The following is a 15,558-nucleotide window of genomic DNA, read 5'->3' on the forward strand; positions in this document are numbered from 1 at the left end:
GCCGCCGATCCCGGATTAGCGGGCTGTCGCGCTTCCTCATATTTTACAAAAGGCAGCACCCGATATCGTCACGACGCTGAAGGCGCGTGGCGACGTCCGACCGACGGCTGCGTCAGACCAGCGCCAGCTTGCGGTCGATGACAAGCAGAACGCGGTCGAGTTCGTGACCGCGCCGCAGGATCAGGCCACCGGCCGAAATCACGCTATAGGCACCCTGCTTGCGCGCGAGCCGCGGATCTTTCTCGATACGGTAGATGGGAACTTCGGAAGCGCGGCGGAAGATCGAGAACACCGCCCGGTCCTTGAGGAAATCGATGGCATAGTCCCGCCACTCGCCATCGGCCACCATGCGCCCATAAAGATTGAGGATGCGATTGAGTTCGAGCCGACTGAAGGTTACCCGGCCAGGAACGGGGAGCGCGGCAGGACTGCGTTCCGCCGCGCGGCTCCCGCTTGGATCAAAGTCATCCGACAGCGAACTCATCGGCGCCTCCTGTCAAAATCAACGACATGATCGCGCCGTATGGGCCTCGCCGCAAGAGGCGTTCAGCGGATGCCTCGAGAGGCCGCCGCAGGAACCCGGGCCATGTTTGGCGCGAGTTGCGTCAGAACGCCGCGATCAGAACAGCGCCATCACGAGAGCTTCGGTCAGAAATCATAATGCAGCCCAATTTCCGTCAAGCAACCGCCCCGCTGGACTGCGAGAACGAATTCACTGCGATAGCCCGATTCTTTCGGCACTGGATCCTCAGCCCCCAGCCCCCCGGGGCCGTCAGGATCGGGCCCCTTCGCAGGAACTTACTCTCCAGACAGCTTGGGACCGGCGAAAGCTGGTCCTTTTCTTTTGCGTCTTTTGCGAAAGCATTCCGCTCTTGAGAAAGCGGTGCTTGATGGGAATGCGGTGCTTGATGCTCGATCACGCGCGTCAGACCTGCGTCGTCGGCGGCACGCATTGCAACGCGTCGGGCAGGGATATCCCGAAATAGCAATAACGATACCGAAAGATCGAGGACGATGATTCAGTGCAGCGATGTGTAGGCCGCACCGAGCATCGGGCCGGGCCTGTCGCGATTGCCGTCCTGAACGTAGACCACCGCAGCGTCGACGCCATCCCGCGCGATATTCTCCATCGGCACCGCCCAGGTGCCGGCCTTGCCGGTCCAGTCACCGACCTTGAGCCAGCTTCGAACGACGTTGTGGTAGGTCACTTCGCGGCCGCCGTTCTCACCGCGCCCGATCGCAATCGGCACCGCTTTCGCGATCGCACATATCCAGATTTCGCCGTGATCGGACGGATGATTTGCGTTGGCGGATGCGACCGACACATTGAGCTGCCTGCCCGACACCGCCATCGAAACCGGCACCGACATCACCTCTTCGTTTTTCCGCGTATCGCGGACGGCCGTGTCGATGGCCGCGCGATCGTTGCCGATCACATGGGCCGATCCGTTGACGATCACCTGCGGCGTGTAGACGTCGCGGTCGCCGCGCATCTGCGAATAGGCCTTCTGGCGCGCGGTGAAACGGTTGTCAGCCAGCGTATCCTTCCAGCCGAGATAGTCCCAGTAATCGATCGGCATGCTCAGTGCAACGATCGAGGGATCCCTGGAAAGATCGCCAAGAATCTTGTCGGCCGCCGGGCACGACGAGCAGCCTTGCGACGTGAACAGTTCAACCACGGCTCGCGGATCCGCCAGAGCGGGATGAACGACCGCTACGAGCACGCAAACGCCAAGCGCGCCGGACAGTCGCGACAAACAACCATGAGACATCATCGAGGCCACACCGAAACCGCGGCACGACCTGTGCCGGCGTCATGAAGGGAAGTACGCCTCCGCACGCGAGGAGCCGACCTTTTCATAGGCTGCCTTCCATTCACCTGCCACTCAATTCGCAGTGAGCCCATCACGGGATCACATCACGCCGCGAGCTTGCGCAGCACATAGTGCAAAATACCGCCATTGCGGTAATAATCGAGCTCGTCGAGCGTATCGATGCGGCAGAGCAGCAAGACACGACGCAGCGAGCCATCGCGTGAGACGATGTCCGCTGTCAGCTTCTGGCGCGGTTTCAGATTGCCCTGCAAGCCGTGAATCGTAACCGTCTCGTCGCCCTTAAGACCAATCGATTGCCAGGACGCACCGTTTTCGAAGGTCAGCGGCAGGACGCCCATGCCAACCAGGTTGGAACGGTGGATGCGCTCGAAGCTCTCGCAGATCACCGCGCGCACTCCGAGCAAGCGGGTACCCTTGGCGGCCCAGTCGCGCGACGAGCCGTTGCCATATTCGGCACCGGCGAATACGACGAGCGGCACATTCTCCTGCTGGTACTTCATTGCGGCGTCGAAGATCGACATCTGCTCGCCGTCCGGCCAGTGCCTGGTCAATCCGCCTTCGGGAATGTTGCCGTCTGCGCCCTTCAGCATGAAGTTCTTGATGCGGATATTGGCGAAGGTACCGCGCATCATCACCTCGTGATTGCCGCGCCGCGTGCCGTACTGATTGAAATCCGCCGGACGCACCTGATGATCGCTGAGATACTTGCCGGCCGGCGATGTCAGCTTGATCGAGCCCGCCGGCGAGATGTGGTCGGTGGTGATCTTGTCGCCGAATATTGCAAGAATACGCGCATCGACTACATCGGTGATCGGCTCCGGCTCTTTCTTCATGCCTTCGAAGTAAGGTGGGTTCTGCACGTAGGTCGAGCCCATGTTCCAGCGATAGGTCTCGCTCGCCACGGTCTCGATCTTGCGCCAGTTGGCATCGCCCTTGAATACGGCGGCGTATTTCTTCTTGAAGATTTTCGAGGTCACGAACTTCTTGATGAAAGCGTTGACCTCCTTCGAGGTCGGCCAGATATCCTTCAGGTACACCGGCTTGCCGGCCTTATCCGCGCCCAGCGGTTCGCGGACGAGGTTCTTCGTCACCGAACCCGCCAGCGCGTAGGCAACGACCAGCGGCGGCGAGGCCAGATAATTCGCCTGCACGTCCGGTGACACGCGGCCCTCGAAGTTACGGTTGCCCGACAGCACGGCCGCGGCCACGATGCCATTGTCGTTGACTGATTTCGATATCTCGTCCGGCAACGGTCCGGAGTTGCCGATGCAAGTGGTGCAACCAAACCCCACCAGATTGAAGCCAACCTTGTCGAGATCGAGCTGCAGTCCAGAGTTCGCAAGATATTCCGCAACCACTTGGCTGCCTGGCGCCAGCGAGGTCTTCACCCACGGCTTCGCGGTTAAACCCTTCGCCGCCGCCTTGCGCGCGAGTAGCCCGGCGGCGATCAACACGCTCGGATTGGACGTGTTGGTGCATGAGGTGATCGCCGCGATCACGACGTCGCCGTGTCCGAGATCGAAGTTGCGGCCTTCGACCGGGAAGCGCGCTGCAGCGTCGGTCTTCCCGTATTCGCTCGCGAGCGCCGCAGCGAAGCCCTCCGCGATCGCCGGTAGCGCCTGCCGGCCCTCGGGCCGCTTCGGTCCCGCAAGCGAGGACACCACCGTGCCGAGATCGAGCATCAGCTTTTCCGTAAATGCCGGATCGGGCGACGCTGCGGTACGGAACAGGCCCTGCGCCTTGGCGTATTTCGTCACAAGCGCAACACGGGACGCCGCGCGGCCGGAGGTCTTGAGATAATCGATGGTCGCGGCATCAACCGGGAAGAAGCCGCAAGTCGCGCCGTACTCCGGCGCCATGTTGGCGATGGTCGCCTTGTCCGCGACCGACAGGTGATCGAGTCCCGGGCCATAGAACTCGACGAACTTGCCGACGACGCCCTGCTTGCGCAGCATCTGCGTGACGGTGAGCACGAGGTCGGTGGCGGTGACGCCCTCCTTCAACGCGCCCTTGAGCTTGAAACCGACGACGTCGGGCAACAGCATCGACAGCGGCTGGCCGAGCATCGCGGCTTCCGCCTCGATGCCGCCGACGCCCCAGCCCAGAACGGCGAGACCGTTGACCATCGTCGTGTGCGAGTCGGTGCCGACCAGCGTATCGGGATAGGCGACCTCAAAGGTCCGGGTCTTCTTGCTGATGGTCAGTTTCTCTTTCCTCGTCCACACCGTCTGCGCGAGATATTCAAGATTGACCTGATGACAGATGCCGGTGCCGGGCGGCACCACGGAGAAGTTCGAAAACGCTTTCTGACCCCACTTCAGGAACTCGTAGCGTTCCTGGTTTTGCCTGTATTCCTCGACCACGTTCTTGGCGAACGCCTTGTTGTCGCCGAAGAAGTTCACGATCACGCTGTGGTCGATGACGAGATCGACCGGCACCAGCGGATTGATCTTCTCAGGCTCGCCGCCGAGATTCTGCATCGCGTTGCGCATGGCCGCGAGATCGACCACCGCGGGCACGCCGGTGAAATCCTGCATCAGAACGCGCGCTGGGCGGAAAGAGATTTCATGCTCGAGCTTGCGCTTCTTCAGCCATTTGGAGAACGCGACAATGCCCTCCTTCGTCACCGAGCGGCCATCCTCGTTACGCAGCAGATTTTCCAGCAGCACCTTCATGGAGTAAGGCAGCTTGGAGATGCCCTTGAGACCGTTCTTCTCCGCAGCCGGCAGGCTGTAGTAGGCGTAGGTCTTGGCGCCGACCTTGAGGGTTTTCAGACATTTGAAGCTGTCGAGCGAAGCCATGTGGAATCCCGATCCAAAGGTTAGATGTTGGTAGGACTACCTGACGGTACCAAAACACCGCTACGGAAGGCTAACTGGCGGGGTTTCGTTGCGGGAGATTTTGTGCTGCATCAAGTTCCAGTTTTATAGAGTCTTTCCAGATTGTCCGCCACGCCAACAATGCTTGCTCCCCGCCTTTCAGCCATGCACACAGACCGCGCGACGGCTCCGCAAACCAGGACCATCATGAAACTTTCAGGGCTCGGCTTGCGGTGCGTACGGGGCGAACGGGAGGTATTTTCCGGCCTCGATGTGACGGCGGAGTCCGGTCAGGCGGTGGCAATTACCGGGCCCAACGGCGTCGGGAAAACCTCCCTGCTGCGGCTCTTGGCGGGACTGTTGGCGATGGCAGGCGGGTCGATCGGCCTTGAGGGCGGCGATCCCGAGCTGACGCTGCCCGAGCAGGCGCACTACCTCGGCCATCGCGACGCCCTGAAACCCGCGCTCAGCGTCAGCGAAAACCTGTCATTCTGGCGGGAGTATCTCGGCGGCGCGGCGCGGTCCTCGAACGCCGATGCCGCGCAAGCGCTCGCGGCGGTCGGGCTCGATCATGTCGCGCATCTGCCGGCGGCCTATCTCTCGGCGGGGCAGCGGCGACGGTTGTCGATCGCGCGGCTGCTGGCGGTGAAACGCCCCGTCTGGCTGCTGGACGAGCCGACCTCGGCACTCGATGTCGCCGGCCAAAGTGCCTTCGCGGCCATCATGACCGGCCATCTTGCGGCCGGTGGCATTATTCTGGCCGCGACCCACACGCCGCTCGGCATCGCCGTGCACGAACTGCGGATCGGAGGAACGGCATGACCGCTCTCGCCGCACTGATTCGCCGGGATGTTAACGTTGCGCTGCGCGTCGGCGGGGGCGCACTGATCGGCGTGCTGTTCTTCCTCACCGTCGTGGTGCTGATGCCGTTCGCAGTCGGCCCCGACCTTGCGCTTCTGAAAAAACTCGGCCCTGCGATTCTGTGGCTCGGCGCACTGCTTTCAAGCCTGCTGACGCTCGATCGCCTGTTCACTGCCGACCACGACGACGGCTCGCTCGATCTGATCGTCATGAGCCGCACACCGCTCGAACTGGCCTGCGCGGCCAAGGCGCTGGCGCACTGGCTGGCGGCGGGGCTGCCGCTGGTCGCCGCAACGCCAGTGCTGGGGTTGCTGCTCAACCTCGACGGCGCCGCGACCGGCGCCGTCGCGTTGACACTGCTGGCGGGAACGCCCGCACTCACGTTCACCGGCATGATCGGCGCGGCGCTCGCCGTCGTGCTGCGCCGCGGCGGTCTGCTGCTCTCGGTGCTGGTGCTGCCGCTGTCGATTCCGGTGCTGATTTTCGGCGTCGCCGCGTCCAACGCTGCGCTATCCGGGCCATCGCCGTTCGGCACGCCGTTCTCGATTCTGTGCGCTCTCTCGCTGGCAAGCCTGGTGATCGGCCCGTTCGCCGCCGCGGCGAGCCTGCGGCACGGGCTGGACTGAGGCGATTGATGCGGCCGATCAACTTTTGCTTAAGGAAGAAACCGGGCCCAAATCCGCATTGCCTGCGGTGGCTTCGGCGACTATCAGTGGTGCCATGACGCTGATCGATCTCGCCAATCCCTCCCGATTTCTCTCGCTCGCCGGCCGGATTCTGCCGTGGCTCGTGGCCATAACAGTGGTCGTGCTCGCGATCGGCCTGTACCAGTCTGCGACCGCGCCCGATGACTACCAGCAGGGCGCGACCGTCAAAATCATGTTCATCCACGTTCCGAATGCGTGGCTGGCGATGTTTGTATGGGGCGTGATGAGCATTGCTGCACTGGGCACGCTGGTGTGGCGGCATCCGCTGGCCGACGTCGCGGCCAAGACCGCCGCCCCCATCGGCGCGGCGTTCACGTTCCTCGCGCTGTTGACGGGATCGCTGTGGGGCCGCCCTATGTGGGGCACCTACTGGGAGTGGGATGCGCGGCTGACCTCTGTGCTGATCCTGTTCCTGATGTATCTCGGCCTGATGGCGCTGTGGCGCGCGGTCGAGGATCCATCGCGCGCCGCGCGTGCCGCCGCGGTGCTGACGCTGGTCGGCGCGATCAACATTCCGATCATCAAATTCTCGGTCGACTGGTGGAACACGCTGCATCAGCCGGCCTCGGTTATCCGCATGGGCGGCTCGACGCTCGACCGCTCATTCCTGATTCCCCTGCTGGTGATGGCGATCGGATTCACGCTGCTGTTCCTGACACTGCATATCGCGGCGATGCGGAATGAAATCCTGCGCCGCCGCGTCCGCACCTTGCAGATGCTGCAAGCCAGCAAGTCGGCGGCGTGACGATCATGACGCTTGGTCCCTATGCCGCCTTCATCATCATGTCCTATGTCGCGGTCGGAACCGTGGTCGCGGCGCTCATTATCTGGGTGATCGCCGATTACCGCCGCCAGAAGGCGCGGCTGCGCGACCTCGAGGCCGCCGGCGCCATCAGGCGATCGGGACGCGGCGCAGCAGAAGTCAAATGACCGACCCCACAATTCCCGCCACTACGACGAAACGGCGCTGGCTGATGGCGCTGCCGCTGGTGCTCTTCGCGGCGCTGGCGCTATTGTTCTGGTTCCGGCTCGGCGACACTGACATTTCGCGAATCCCCTCGGCGCTGATCGGCCATGCCGCGCCTAAAACCACGCTGCCTCCGCTGTCCGGGCTCGTCAGCCACGGCAAGCCGGTACCAGGCATCGACCCCGCGACGTTCGGGGGCAAGGTCAGTCTGGTCAACGTCTGGGCGTCCTGGTGTGTCCCCTGCCACGGCGAGGCACCGCTCCTGAGCGAACTCGCCAAGGACCGGCGGGTTCAATTCGTCGGCATCAACTACAAGGACGCGCCCGACAACGCTCGCCGTTTCCTCGGCCGCTACGACAACCCGTTCGACGTTGTCGGCGTCGACGACAATGGCCGCGCCTCGATCGAATGGGGCGTCTACGGCGTGCCCGAGACGTTCGTGGTCGGGCGCGATGGCACCATCATCTACAAGCTCGTCGGGGCGATCACGCCCGAGAACATCGACGCGGTGCTGAAGCCGGAAATCGACAAGGCGCTAAAGGCGGGCTCCTGAGGTCGGCTCTTCATCGTCTCACTTCGATGGCCGACAAATATTTCGAGGCGTTTATCTGCCGTTCATTTGACGGCCATGGCGCCGCCGCAAATTCGCAGCTAGTTTTGCGCCATTAGCAAACAGCCCATGGAGGGCAATTCCATGCGTCATTTCACGCTCGCCTCGATCACCGCCGCCGCGCTTGCGCTCGGTCTGCTCGTTTCCACGCCGTCGATGGCCCAGTCGACCCAGCCCGCCGTCAAGTCCGACAGGATGGCGCCGGCCGGGAAAATGGCGCCCGCCGCCACGACGGCACCCACAAACTCCGACGCGGCCAAACTCGACATCAACACCGCGACCAAGGAAGAGCTGATGGCCTTCAAGGGCATCGGCGACAAGTATTCCGACAAGATCATCGCCGGCCGTCCCTACGCCAAAAAGGATCAGCTCGTCTCCAAGAAGATCCTTCCCGAAGCGACCTACAAGAAGATCGCCGGCCAGATCATCGCCTCGCAGCCGAAGTAAAGCGCGCGACCTCGTTTCACCTCGCCCCGCTCTCGCGGGGCGAGGGAGATGATTCAGCCCTTGCTGACATCCCCTTCCTTCGCATCGCTGGCCTTGAGCGTGGCAGGCTCCAGATGATGGCGTTTGGTCAGCGGCATCTGCATCATCGCAAATATCATGGTGAGCGGGATCGCACCGAAAACCTTGAAATTGACCCAGAAATCCGTGCTCTGACTACGCCAGACGATCTCGTTCAGAACAGCCATGCCGACGAAGAACAGCGCCCAGCGCAGCGTCAGCACCCGCCAGCCCTTTGGCGTCAGATTGAACACCTGGTCGAACATGATCGCGATGAAGGAGCGGCCGAACAGCAATCCGCCGCCGAGCACGCTTGCGAACAGCCCGTAGATGATGGTCGGCTTCACCTTGATGAAGGTCTCGTCATGCAGCACCAGCGTCAGTGTGCCGAACACGATGACAATGATGCCGGTGACCAGCGCCATCAGCGGAATATGTCGCGTCACCACATAGGATGCGATCATCGCGGCCACGATCGCCACCATGAACGCAGCCGTTGCGACGAACAGATTGAACTTCGCATTGGCGACGAAGAACACAAGCAGCGGACCGAGTTCGGTCGCGAGCTTGAACAGGGGGTGCGGTTGCGTCTTGTCCATCGTCCTGCCTGTTGTGACGGTCATCATCCGCGAAAGCAGATGATCCAGTATTCCGAACGGTTTCGAGCTCCCACCAACGCCCCGGCATACTGGATGGCCGCCGGAGCCTGTCATCGGGCCGGCGAAGCCGGACCCGTTGGCGGGCGTGAAAAAAACTAAGCCTCGATGCCCGCGACCGCCCGTGCGAAATCGCGCGCGGTGAACGGCGCAAGATCGTCGATGCTCTCGCCGACGCCGATAAAATGTACCGGCAGTTTATGCTTCTCCGCCAGCGCCACCAGAATGCCGCCACGCGCGGTGCCGTCCAGCTTGGTCATCACGAGGCCGGTGACGCCGGCGATGCGATGAAACGCCTCGACCTGCGACAGCGCGTTCTGTCCGACGGTGGCATCGAGCACGAGCAGCACCGCATGTGGACAGGACTCGTCGACCCTCCGGATGACGCGGACCATCTTTTCCAATTCGTTCATCAGTTCGGCCTTGTTCTGCAAGCGGCCGGCGGTGTCGATCAGCAATACATCGCGCCTGTCGTTGCGCGCCTCGGTGAGCGCGTTGAACGCAAGGCTCGCGGAATCCGATCCTTGCGCGCCCGCAACGACCGGTGATCCGGTGCGCTCGCCCCAGACCTTCAATTGATCGATCGCCGCGGCGCGAAACGTGTCGCCAGCCGCCATCATCACCTTGCGCCCCTCGGCGGACAATTTCGCCGCGAGCTTGCCGATGGTCGTGGTCTTGCCGGAGCCGTTGACGCCGACCACCAGGATCACGAAGGGTTTTTGGGTTTCGTCAATGACCAGCGGCTGCGCCACCGGCCCGAGGACTTTTTCCACTTCGGTCGCGACGACGGTCTTCACCTCATCGGCGGAGATCGCCTTGTCGTACCGCCCCTCGCCGACGGCGGCTGCGATCCGCTCCGCGACCGCGGTTCCAAGATCGGCGCGCAGCAGCACGTCCTCGATGTCGTCGAGCATGGCGCGGTCGAGCTTGCGCTTGGTGACAAGATCGGCCACCGCCGTGCCGATCGACGTCGAAGTCCGCTTGAGGCCGCCGGACAGCCTGCGCCACCAGCTCTGTTTCGGTTTGTCGTCGGTGTTGTCGCTCATTGTGGGGGTGTGTTAGCCGTTTCGACCTGCGAGCGAAAGACTTGAACGGCATGATCCCGAAAGGTGGAGACCGGTTTTCGGGAAAGATCATGCCGACATTGGAATTTGAGTGAATCATGGATACGGCCCAGCCGACGCCGGAGGAAATCCAGGCCCGTGTGCTTCACCGCGACGGACTGATGCTGGTGATCGACAAGCCGGCCGGCATTCCGGTGCATCGCGGCCCCAAGGGTGGCGCCAATCTCGAGGCGTCATTCGAAGCGTTGCGGTTCGGCCTGCCGCGACCGCCGGTGCTTGCGCATCGGCTCGATCGCGACACCTCGGGCTGTCTGGTGCTCGGACGCCACCGCAAGGCAACGGCGTCGCTCGGCCTGCTGTTCAAGCACGGCAAAATTTCAAAAACCTACTGGGCCGTGGTTGAGGGCGGCCCCGCCGAGGATGAGGGCATCATCGACGTTCCGCTCGGACGGCTGAACCACGAACGCGGCTGGTGGCAGAAGCCCGACCCGAACGGGCTGCCGTCAGTGACGAAATGGAAAGTGCTGGGGCGCGCATCCGAGGGAGTTCAACTCACCTGGCTGGCACTGGAGCCGGTCACCGGCCGCACCCATCAACTACGCGTCCATTGTGCGGCGATGGGCTGGCCGATCACCGGCGACAATATCTATGGGACGCAGGCAAGTTTGCGGCGCCTGCGCAACGAACCATACATCCCGCATTTCGACGAACCCAGCCTGCACCTGCATGCGCGCGAGATCGCGATCCCATTCTCGAAGAACAAACCACCCGTCGTGGTCACCGCACCCGCACCCGCACATTTGCACGCCCGCCTCAAGGCGTGCGGGTGGAACGGGGAATAATTTGCGAAGATTAAGGACGGCGCCGGTACGGGTAAACCCGGCTCTTTTTTATCATTTGCAACTGATCAATTGGAATTATTGCACCGCGAATCGTTAGCCAAGCCGCGCGACAAGGATCGATTTTTAGCTTCCCAAGCCCCTTCGCCGGTCGAAATCCCGACAATTCACCTTGAATCCGCCGCGTTCCTGTTCCATATGGTGTCGCGACCTTGAGAATAATCGGGTCACTGCGAGCCGCGTGTTCTGAGCCCGTTCGACGGTTTCTGGCTTGCCCCTTCAGCTAACCTCAATCGACGCCCCAAACACGCGGGTGTCTCCAGACACCCTGGTACGCTCCCGCTAATGTGGCCGGGCGCCCAGTCGCATAATGGAAAGAAACAACCTTTTGTCCTCCTTTCAGGATTTCGGCCTTGCCGATCCCATTTCACGTGCGCTCGCAGAAGAGAACTATCTGACGCCCACGCCCATCCAGGCTCAAACCATTCCTCTTGCCCTTGCCGGACGCGACATTATCGGAATTGCCCAAACGGGCACCGGAAAGACCGCGGCCTTCGCGCTCCCGATCCTGCATCGCCTGTTACAGAACCGCATCAAACCGCAGCCCAAGAGCTGCAGGGTGCTGGTGCTCAGCCCCACGCGCGAGCTTTCGGGCCAGATCCTCGAAAGCTTCAACGCCTACGGCCGCCACTTGCGCCTGACCTCGGCTCTCGCGATCGGTGGCGTTCCGATGGGGCGTCAGGTCCGCTCGGTCATGCAAGGCATCGAGGTCATGGTCGCGACGCCCGGCCGTCTGCTCGATCTCGTTCAAAGCAACGGACTGAGGCTCGGCCACGTCGAGTTTCTCGTGCTGGACGAAGCCGATCGCATGCTCGACATGGGCTTCATCCATGACATTCGCAAAGTCGTCGCCAAGCTGCCGATCAAGCGGCAGACGCTGTTTTTCTCGGCCACCATGCCGAAAGACATCGCTGAGCTCGCCGAGCAGATGTTGCGCGATCCGGCACGCGTCGCGGTGACGCCGGTGGCTTCGACCGTGGACCGTATCGCCCAGCGCATCATTCAGGTCGATCATGCCAGCAAGCCCGCGTTTCTGGCCCAGCTCCTGAAGCAGGAACCGGTCAACCGCGCGCTGATCTTCACGCGGACCAAGCATGGCGCCGACAAGGTCGTGAAGAGCCTCGCCAAGGCCGGCATCAGATCCGACGCGATCCACGGCAACAAATCGCAGAACCATCGCGAGCGCGTGCTGGCGGCCTTCCGGACCGGAGAGATCCGGACGCTGGTTGCGACCGACATCGCGGCACGCGGCATCGACGTCGACGGAATCAGCCACGTCGTCAACTTCGACCTTCCGAACGTCCCCGAGACCTACGTCCATCGCATCGGCCGCACCGCGCGCGCAGGCGCCGAAGGCGCAGCGATCTCGCTGGTCGCCGGAGCCGAAGAAATGGCCTATCTCCGCGATATCGAAAAGCTGATTCGCGTGGTGCTGCCGAGAGAAGATCGCCGGACGCCGGGCCAGCGCGACGCGGCGCCGGTCCGCCAGCAGCATCGCGCCGGACGCCCGGCGCCGCATGGTCACGCGACCAGGGCGGGCGACGCCGCTCCCGGTGCGAAAGGTCCGCGCCGCCGCAGTCGTCATGGCAACGGCACGCCGCAAACGAAGCGACCGGAGACCGGCCGGCATGAGTCCGCCCGGCCATCGCGAGGCGGCAAGGCCGAGGGGATGCAGGGGGTCGCCTTCCTGCACCGCGAAAGCCGGCCCGCGCGCTCGAAGCCCAACCAACGTCCTCAACGCTAGTGGAGTGAATTTGACATTCGCTACCCACTTCGCGGCAAATTCGACAAACGAATGTCAAATTCAAAACTCAACCAGCACTCGATCCGGAGAACCCCATGGCGAAAGAAGAACTGATCCAGTTCGAAGGACTGGTCACCGAAATCCTGCCCGATGCCCGCTATCGGGTGCAACTCGATGCCGGGCACGAAATCGTTGCCTATACCGCCGGCAAGATGAAAAAGAACCGGATCAAGACGCTGGCCGGTGATCGCGTCACCATCGAGATGTCCCCCTACGATCTCGAGAAGGGACGCCTGATTTTCCGTCACAAGGACGAGCGGCCCAGCGGCGCGCCCCGCGGCGCACCACCGCGCGGGGGCCAGTTCCGCCGCAGATAGCTTACGTCAGACGGTAGTGAGGAGTGCCAATATCAGGGCGAGAGCCTTCGGCAGCGCCGGCCGCTCGGTGCACCTCAAAAAATCGTGCACGTCAGGATTGTTTTGGGACCTGCCTTCGAATAATATGGATTTAGCGATTTTCGGCCGGACGACATTAGCTACCACCGGTATAGCCGGTTTAGACGCTGACGACCCTTCCAAAAATCCAATCTCACCAGCCCGCCCAAAGCGGGCTTCGACATACGTATTTGATAAAGGGACTACCCGTGAGCATGGGAACCGTGAAGTGGTTTAACGCGACCAAGGGCTACGGCTTCATTCAACCTGACGATGGTGGCAACGACGTGTTCGTTCACATCAGCGCAGTTGAACGTGCCGGACTTGGGACGCTGCGTGAAGGGCAGAAGATCAGCTACGAGATCGTCGCTGATCGCCGCTCTGGAAAATCATCAGCCGACAATCTGCGCGCTGCCGGATAAGCAGCCTCGCGCCGCACGGCGCGATCGAGATTGAAGAGATCAGACAGGAAAGGCCGCGCTTCCAGCGCGGCCTTTTTTTGTTCGGCGCTACGCAAACTGCTTCTTCTCGGCGTGATCCAGTCTCAGCCACCCGCTTATTTTGTCGGGCAAGCGGTCTCGCTGCCATAAAACACACAGGTCGACTGACGCGGGCGCGTATAAGATGTGTCGCTCAGCGTTATGCCGGCCTTCGACATGACATAGCCAAGGGCCGGCTTGTAGAGATAGCTGACCTCGCTGAAGATCAGGTACTGGCCGGGAAGCGTTTTACCCGACGAATCGCTACCGATGAGACCCGACGGAATGCCGACCGTCGTTCCCGTGCCCCGCGGTGCCGTGCCCTTGCTCCACTGCACCCGCGCCAACGACGTCGCCGGATCGATGTACAGTTCCGAAATCGTAGCCTGGACCGGCGCCGACGGGTAGGGCCACATGATGCCGTAACTCGCGGCGAAGAAATTCGTCATGTCCGCATCACCCACCGCCTTGGACTGTGACGTCAGGTCAGACAGCGTCCGTGCGACCAGCGTGACCTTGCGGTCGACTGCCACGCCCGACGACACCTCGATGGTTCCGAAAAGCATCACCAGCATCAGCGGTGCGATTACCGCAAATTCCGTTGCTGCGAGGCCCCGTGAATCATGCCGCAGCGCTGCCGCAGAAGCCCTGATATATGACCAGATGCTGAACATCGACTTCACATCCTCAGCTATAGGGCTCGTTCTTGAAAGCAGCCGTCGCCGACAGCAACCGCTTGCTGCCACCGAGGTTCGCGAGATTGTAGCCAAGTCCTGTGACGAACAACGGCCACTGATAAAACAGCCGCACGACGACGATATCGCCCGGACCGCCCGGGCTGTATTGCGTATTATCGACGAAATTCCCGCCCGAAATCGGATCGGAGATCGCAACGCTTCCGAAACCCGAGCCGGACGGATAGCTCGTGACGTCGACAAAAATTCCATTTGTGCAATCGAACAGCACGCTGGTGTTCGGACAGACGACGTTTTTCTTGAAGCTCTGCTTGTCGTACTTGGCGATCTGCGCCTGACCAGTCAGGACCATTCGCGCTGAATCCTGCAACGCGGTCTCCAGACTCTGGCTCGCAAAGAACACCAGTCCTGTTTCGATGATCGCGAATAGAAGGGCGAAGAACAGCGGCGCGACGAGGGCGAATTCCACAGCCGCGGACCCGCGATGATTGCTACGAAAGCGGTTGGCTGCCCTAGCGGCTGCGATCCTGAAACGGGGGAACGGCGACATGGTGAAATCCTTGCACACGGCGGGATTTATCTACCGTCAAGGACTAGCCGAAACTGATTGTCGAAGTGTTTCGTCCGATAGGAGCAGAATGCCCCTCGCCGTATACTCAATATTGACCATTCTCGGGCTGGCTGAACGCCACTGGCGCGGAACGCGCGCTCAGGACACCGGTTACAGGGAGTATCAACCGGCACTATTATTTTGAGGACGCGCCGCCGGCCTGTGAGCTCAGATTGCTGGCCTGGTCCATTGTGGCCTTGAAGTAGGTGGCGCCGTCCCCGAGGGTGATCCGCTTCTGACAAATCGGCATACAGCTATACGACTCACGCTCCACACCGCGATAGACCGTCACCACCTGATCGCTCGGCCCCTCGACCTGAATGATGCGATCCACGAGGACGCTTCCGGCGCGATCCATCGCAATCACGTTGGTTGCGCCGTAGCCCTTTCCGGTCACGACCACAAGGCCGCCGGGCTGCAGCGTGACATCCGCAATCAGCGGGTTACCGACCACGATCGTTGCGATATGTCCCGGTAGCTTCACCAGCTTCGCCTGGTCCACATTGACCGAGATCGGATCGCTTGTCACCTCGGCGAGAGCCGCCGCCGGACAAATCAAAATCGCCGTTGCAAGCGACAGGCCGATGACCGAAGCACGCGAACGGCCGCGCAGGGACTTGAACCACATACTTATACTCCGGACGCACATGAGCCGGCAAAGCGATACGCCAGGG

General features: G+C 62.0%; 18 protein-coding genes. 10 read left to right on the forward strand and 8 right to left on the reverse strand.

What is annotated here, in order from left to right; genetic code table 11:
- Nucleotides 1–112: 112 nt before the first annotated feature.
- The 3 genes from ACSZOQ_RS16235 to acnA all read right to left on the reverse strand — a co-directional run bounded on the left by ACSZOQ_RS16235 (nucleotide 113) and on the right by acnA (nucleotide 4,636).
- The gene (locus ACSZOQ_RS16235) at nucleotides 113–484 is read right to left on the reverse strand and encodes a DUF2794 domain-containing protein (RefSeq protein WP_439923460.1); all 372 of its coding nucleotides are present in this window, start codon (nucleotides 482–484) and stop codon (nucleotides 113–115) included.
- Between the two features lie 535 nt (nucleotides 485–1,019).
- Nucleotides 1,020–1,775: a DUF1223 domain-containing protein gene (locus ACSZOQ_RS16240; protein WP_439923461.1), complete on the reverse strand. Its 756-nt coding sequence runs from the start codon at nucleotides 1,773–1,775 to the stop codon at nucleotides 1,020–1,022.
- Between the two features lie 143 nt (nucleotides 1,776–1,918).
- Nucleotides 1,919–4,636: an aconitate hydratase AcnA gene (gene acnA / locus ACSZOQ_RS16245; protein WP_439923462.1), complete on the reverse strand. Its 2,718-nt coding sequence runs from the start codon at nucleotides 4,634–4,636 to the stop codon at nucleotides 1,919–1,921.
- 225 nt (nucleotides 4,637–4,861) lie between these two features.
- Here acnA and ccmA point away from each other — a divergent pair, with 225 nt between their 5' ends.
- The 6 genes from ccmA (at nucleotide 4,862) to ACSZOQ_RS16275 (ending at nucleotide 8,246) form a co-directional block, all read left to right on the forward strand.
- On the forward strand, nucleotides 4,862–5,476 hold the full coding sequence (gene ccmA, locus ACSZOQ_RS16250; protein ID WP_439923463.1) for a heme ABC exporter ATP-binding protein CcmA: 615 nt from the start codon (nucleotides 4,862–4,864) through the stop codon (nucleotides 5,474–5,476).
- Complete coding sequence (gene ccmB / locus ACSZOQ_RS16255) at nucleotides 5,473–6,141, forward strand: heme exporter protein CcmB (RefSeq protein WP_439923464.1); 669 nt, start codon at nucleotides 5,473–5,475, stop codon at nucleotides 6,139–6,141. The genes ccmA and ccmB overlap by 4 nt, the downstream gene beginning before the upstream one ends.
- Before the next feature lie 94 nt (nucleotides 6,142–6,235).
- On the forward strand, nucleotides 6,236–6,967 hold the full coding sequence (locus tag ACSZOQ_RS16260; RefSeq protein ID WP_439923465.1) for a heme ABC transporter permease: 732 nt from the start codon (nucleotides 6,236–6,238) through the stop codon (nucleotides 6,965–6,967).
- Nucleotides 6,968–6,972: 5 nt separating this feature from the next.
- A complete protein-coding gene (gene ccmD, locus ACSZOQ_RS16265) occupies nucleotides 6,973–7,152 on the forward strand; it encodes a heme exporter protein CcmD (protein ID WP_439926105.1) in 180 nt (59 codons plus the stop codon).
- On the forward strand, nucleotides 7,149–7,742 hold the full coding sequence (locus tag ACSZOQ_RS16270; RefSeq protein WP_439923466.1) for a DsbE family thiol:disulfide interchange protein: 594 nt from the start codon (nucleotides 7,149–7,151) through the stop codon (nucleotides 7,740–7,742). Before ccmD ends, ACSZOQ_RS16270 begins: the two co-directional genes overlap by 4 nt.
- A gap of 141 nt (nucleotides 7,743–7,883) precedes the next feature.
- Nucleotides 7,884–8,246, forward strand: coding sequence for a ComEA family DNA-binding protein (locus tag ACSZOQ_RS16275; protein ID WP_439923467.1), 363 nt, complete (start codon nucleotides 7,884–7,886; stop codon nucleotides 8,244–8,246).
- Between the two features lie 53 nt (nucleotides 8,247–8,299).
- On the opposite strand, the gene ACSZOQ_RS16280 is transcribed toward ACSZOQ_RS16275, so the two are convergent.
- Together ACSZOQ_RS16280 and ftsY are read right to left on the reverse strand one after the other, a co-directional pair.
- Complete coding sequence (locus ACSZOQ_RS16280; RefSeq protein ID WP_439923468.1) at nucleotides 8,300–8,902, reverse strand: septation protein A; 603 nt, start codon at nucleotides 8,900–8,902, stop codon at nucleotides 8,300–8,302.
- Nucleotides 8,903–9,057: 155 nt separating this feature from the next.
- Complete coding sequence (gene ftsY / locus ACSZOQ_RS16285) at nucleotides 9,058–10,005, reverse strand: signal recognition particle-docking protein FtsY (protein WP_439923469.1); 948 nt, start codon at nucleotides 10,003–10,005, stop codon at nucleotides 9,058–9,060.
- A gap of 116 nt (nucleotides 10,006–10,121) precedes the next feature.
- Here ftsY and ACSZOQ_RS16290 point away from each other — a divergent pair, with 116 nt between their 5' ends.
- From ACSZOQ_RS16290 to ACSZOQ_RS16305, 4 genes are all read left to right on the forward strand, one after another.
- Entirely contained in the window at nucleotides 10,122–10,865 is a 744-nt protein-coding gene (locus ACSZOQ_RS16290; RefSeq protein ID WP_439923470.1) for an RluA family pseudouridine synthase, read from the forward strand.
- A 367-nt stretch (nucleotides 10,866–11,232) separates the two neighbouring features.
- A complete protein-coding gene (locus ACSZOQ_RS16295) occupies nucleotides 11,233–12,666 on the forward strand; it encodes a DEAD/DEAH box helicase (protein ID WP_439923471.1) in 1,434 nt (477 codons plus the stop codon).
- Between the two features lie 95 nt (nucleotides 12,667–12,761).
- Nucleotides 12,762–13,043 (forward strand): translation initiation factor IF-1, encoded by a 282-nt coding sequence (infA, locus tag ACSZOQ_RS16300; protein WP_292614295.1) that lies wholly within the window; start codon nucleotides 12,762–12,764, stop codon nucleotides 13,041–13,043.
- 266 nt (nucleotides 13,044–13,309) lie between these two features.
- Complete coding sequence (locus ACSZOQ_RS16305) at nucleotides 13,310–13,522, forward strand: cold-shock protein (RefSeq protein WP_002714433.1); 213 nt, start codon at nucleotides 13,310–13,312, stop codon at nucleotides 13,520–13,522.
- 134 nt (nucleotides 13,523–13,656) lie between these two features.
- Here ACSZOQ_RS16305 and ACSZOQ_RS16310 read toward each other — a convergent pair whose 3' ends face one another.
- From ACSZOQ_RS16310 to ACSZOQ_RS16320, 3 genes are all read right to left on the reverse strand, one after another.
- Nucleotides 13,657–14,253, reverse strand: a complete 597-nt coding sequence (locus ACSZOQ_RS16310; RefSeq protein ID WP_439923473.1) for a TadE/TadG family type IV pilus assembly protein — start codon at nucleotides 14,251–14,253, stop codon at nucleotides 13,657–13,659.
- A gap of 13 nt (nucleotides 14,254–14,266) precedes the next feature.
- Nucleotides 14,267–14,824, reverse strand: a complete 558-nt coding sequence (locus ACSZOQ_RS16315; RefSeq protein ID WP_439923474.1) for a TadE/TadG family type IV pilus assembly protein — start codon at nucleotides 14,822–14,824, stop codon at nucleotides 14,267–14,269.
- Nucleotides 14,825–15,020: 196 nt separating this feature from the next.
- Nucleotides 15,021–15,512, reverse strand: coding sequence for a pilus assembly protein N-terminal domain-containing protein (locus ACSZOQ_RS16320; protein ID WP_439923475.1), 492 nt, complete (start codon nucleotides 15,510–15,512; stop codon nucleotides 15,021–15,023).
- Nucleotides 15,513–15,558 lie beyond the last annotated feature (46 nt).

The organism is Nitrobacter sp. JJSN (assembly GCF_051912485.1).
In the GTDB taxonomy this organism is placed as follows: domain Bacteria; phylum Pseudomonadota; class Alphaproteobacteria; order Rhizobiales; family Xanthobacteraceae; genus Nitrobacter.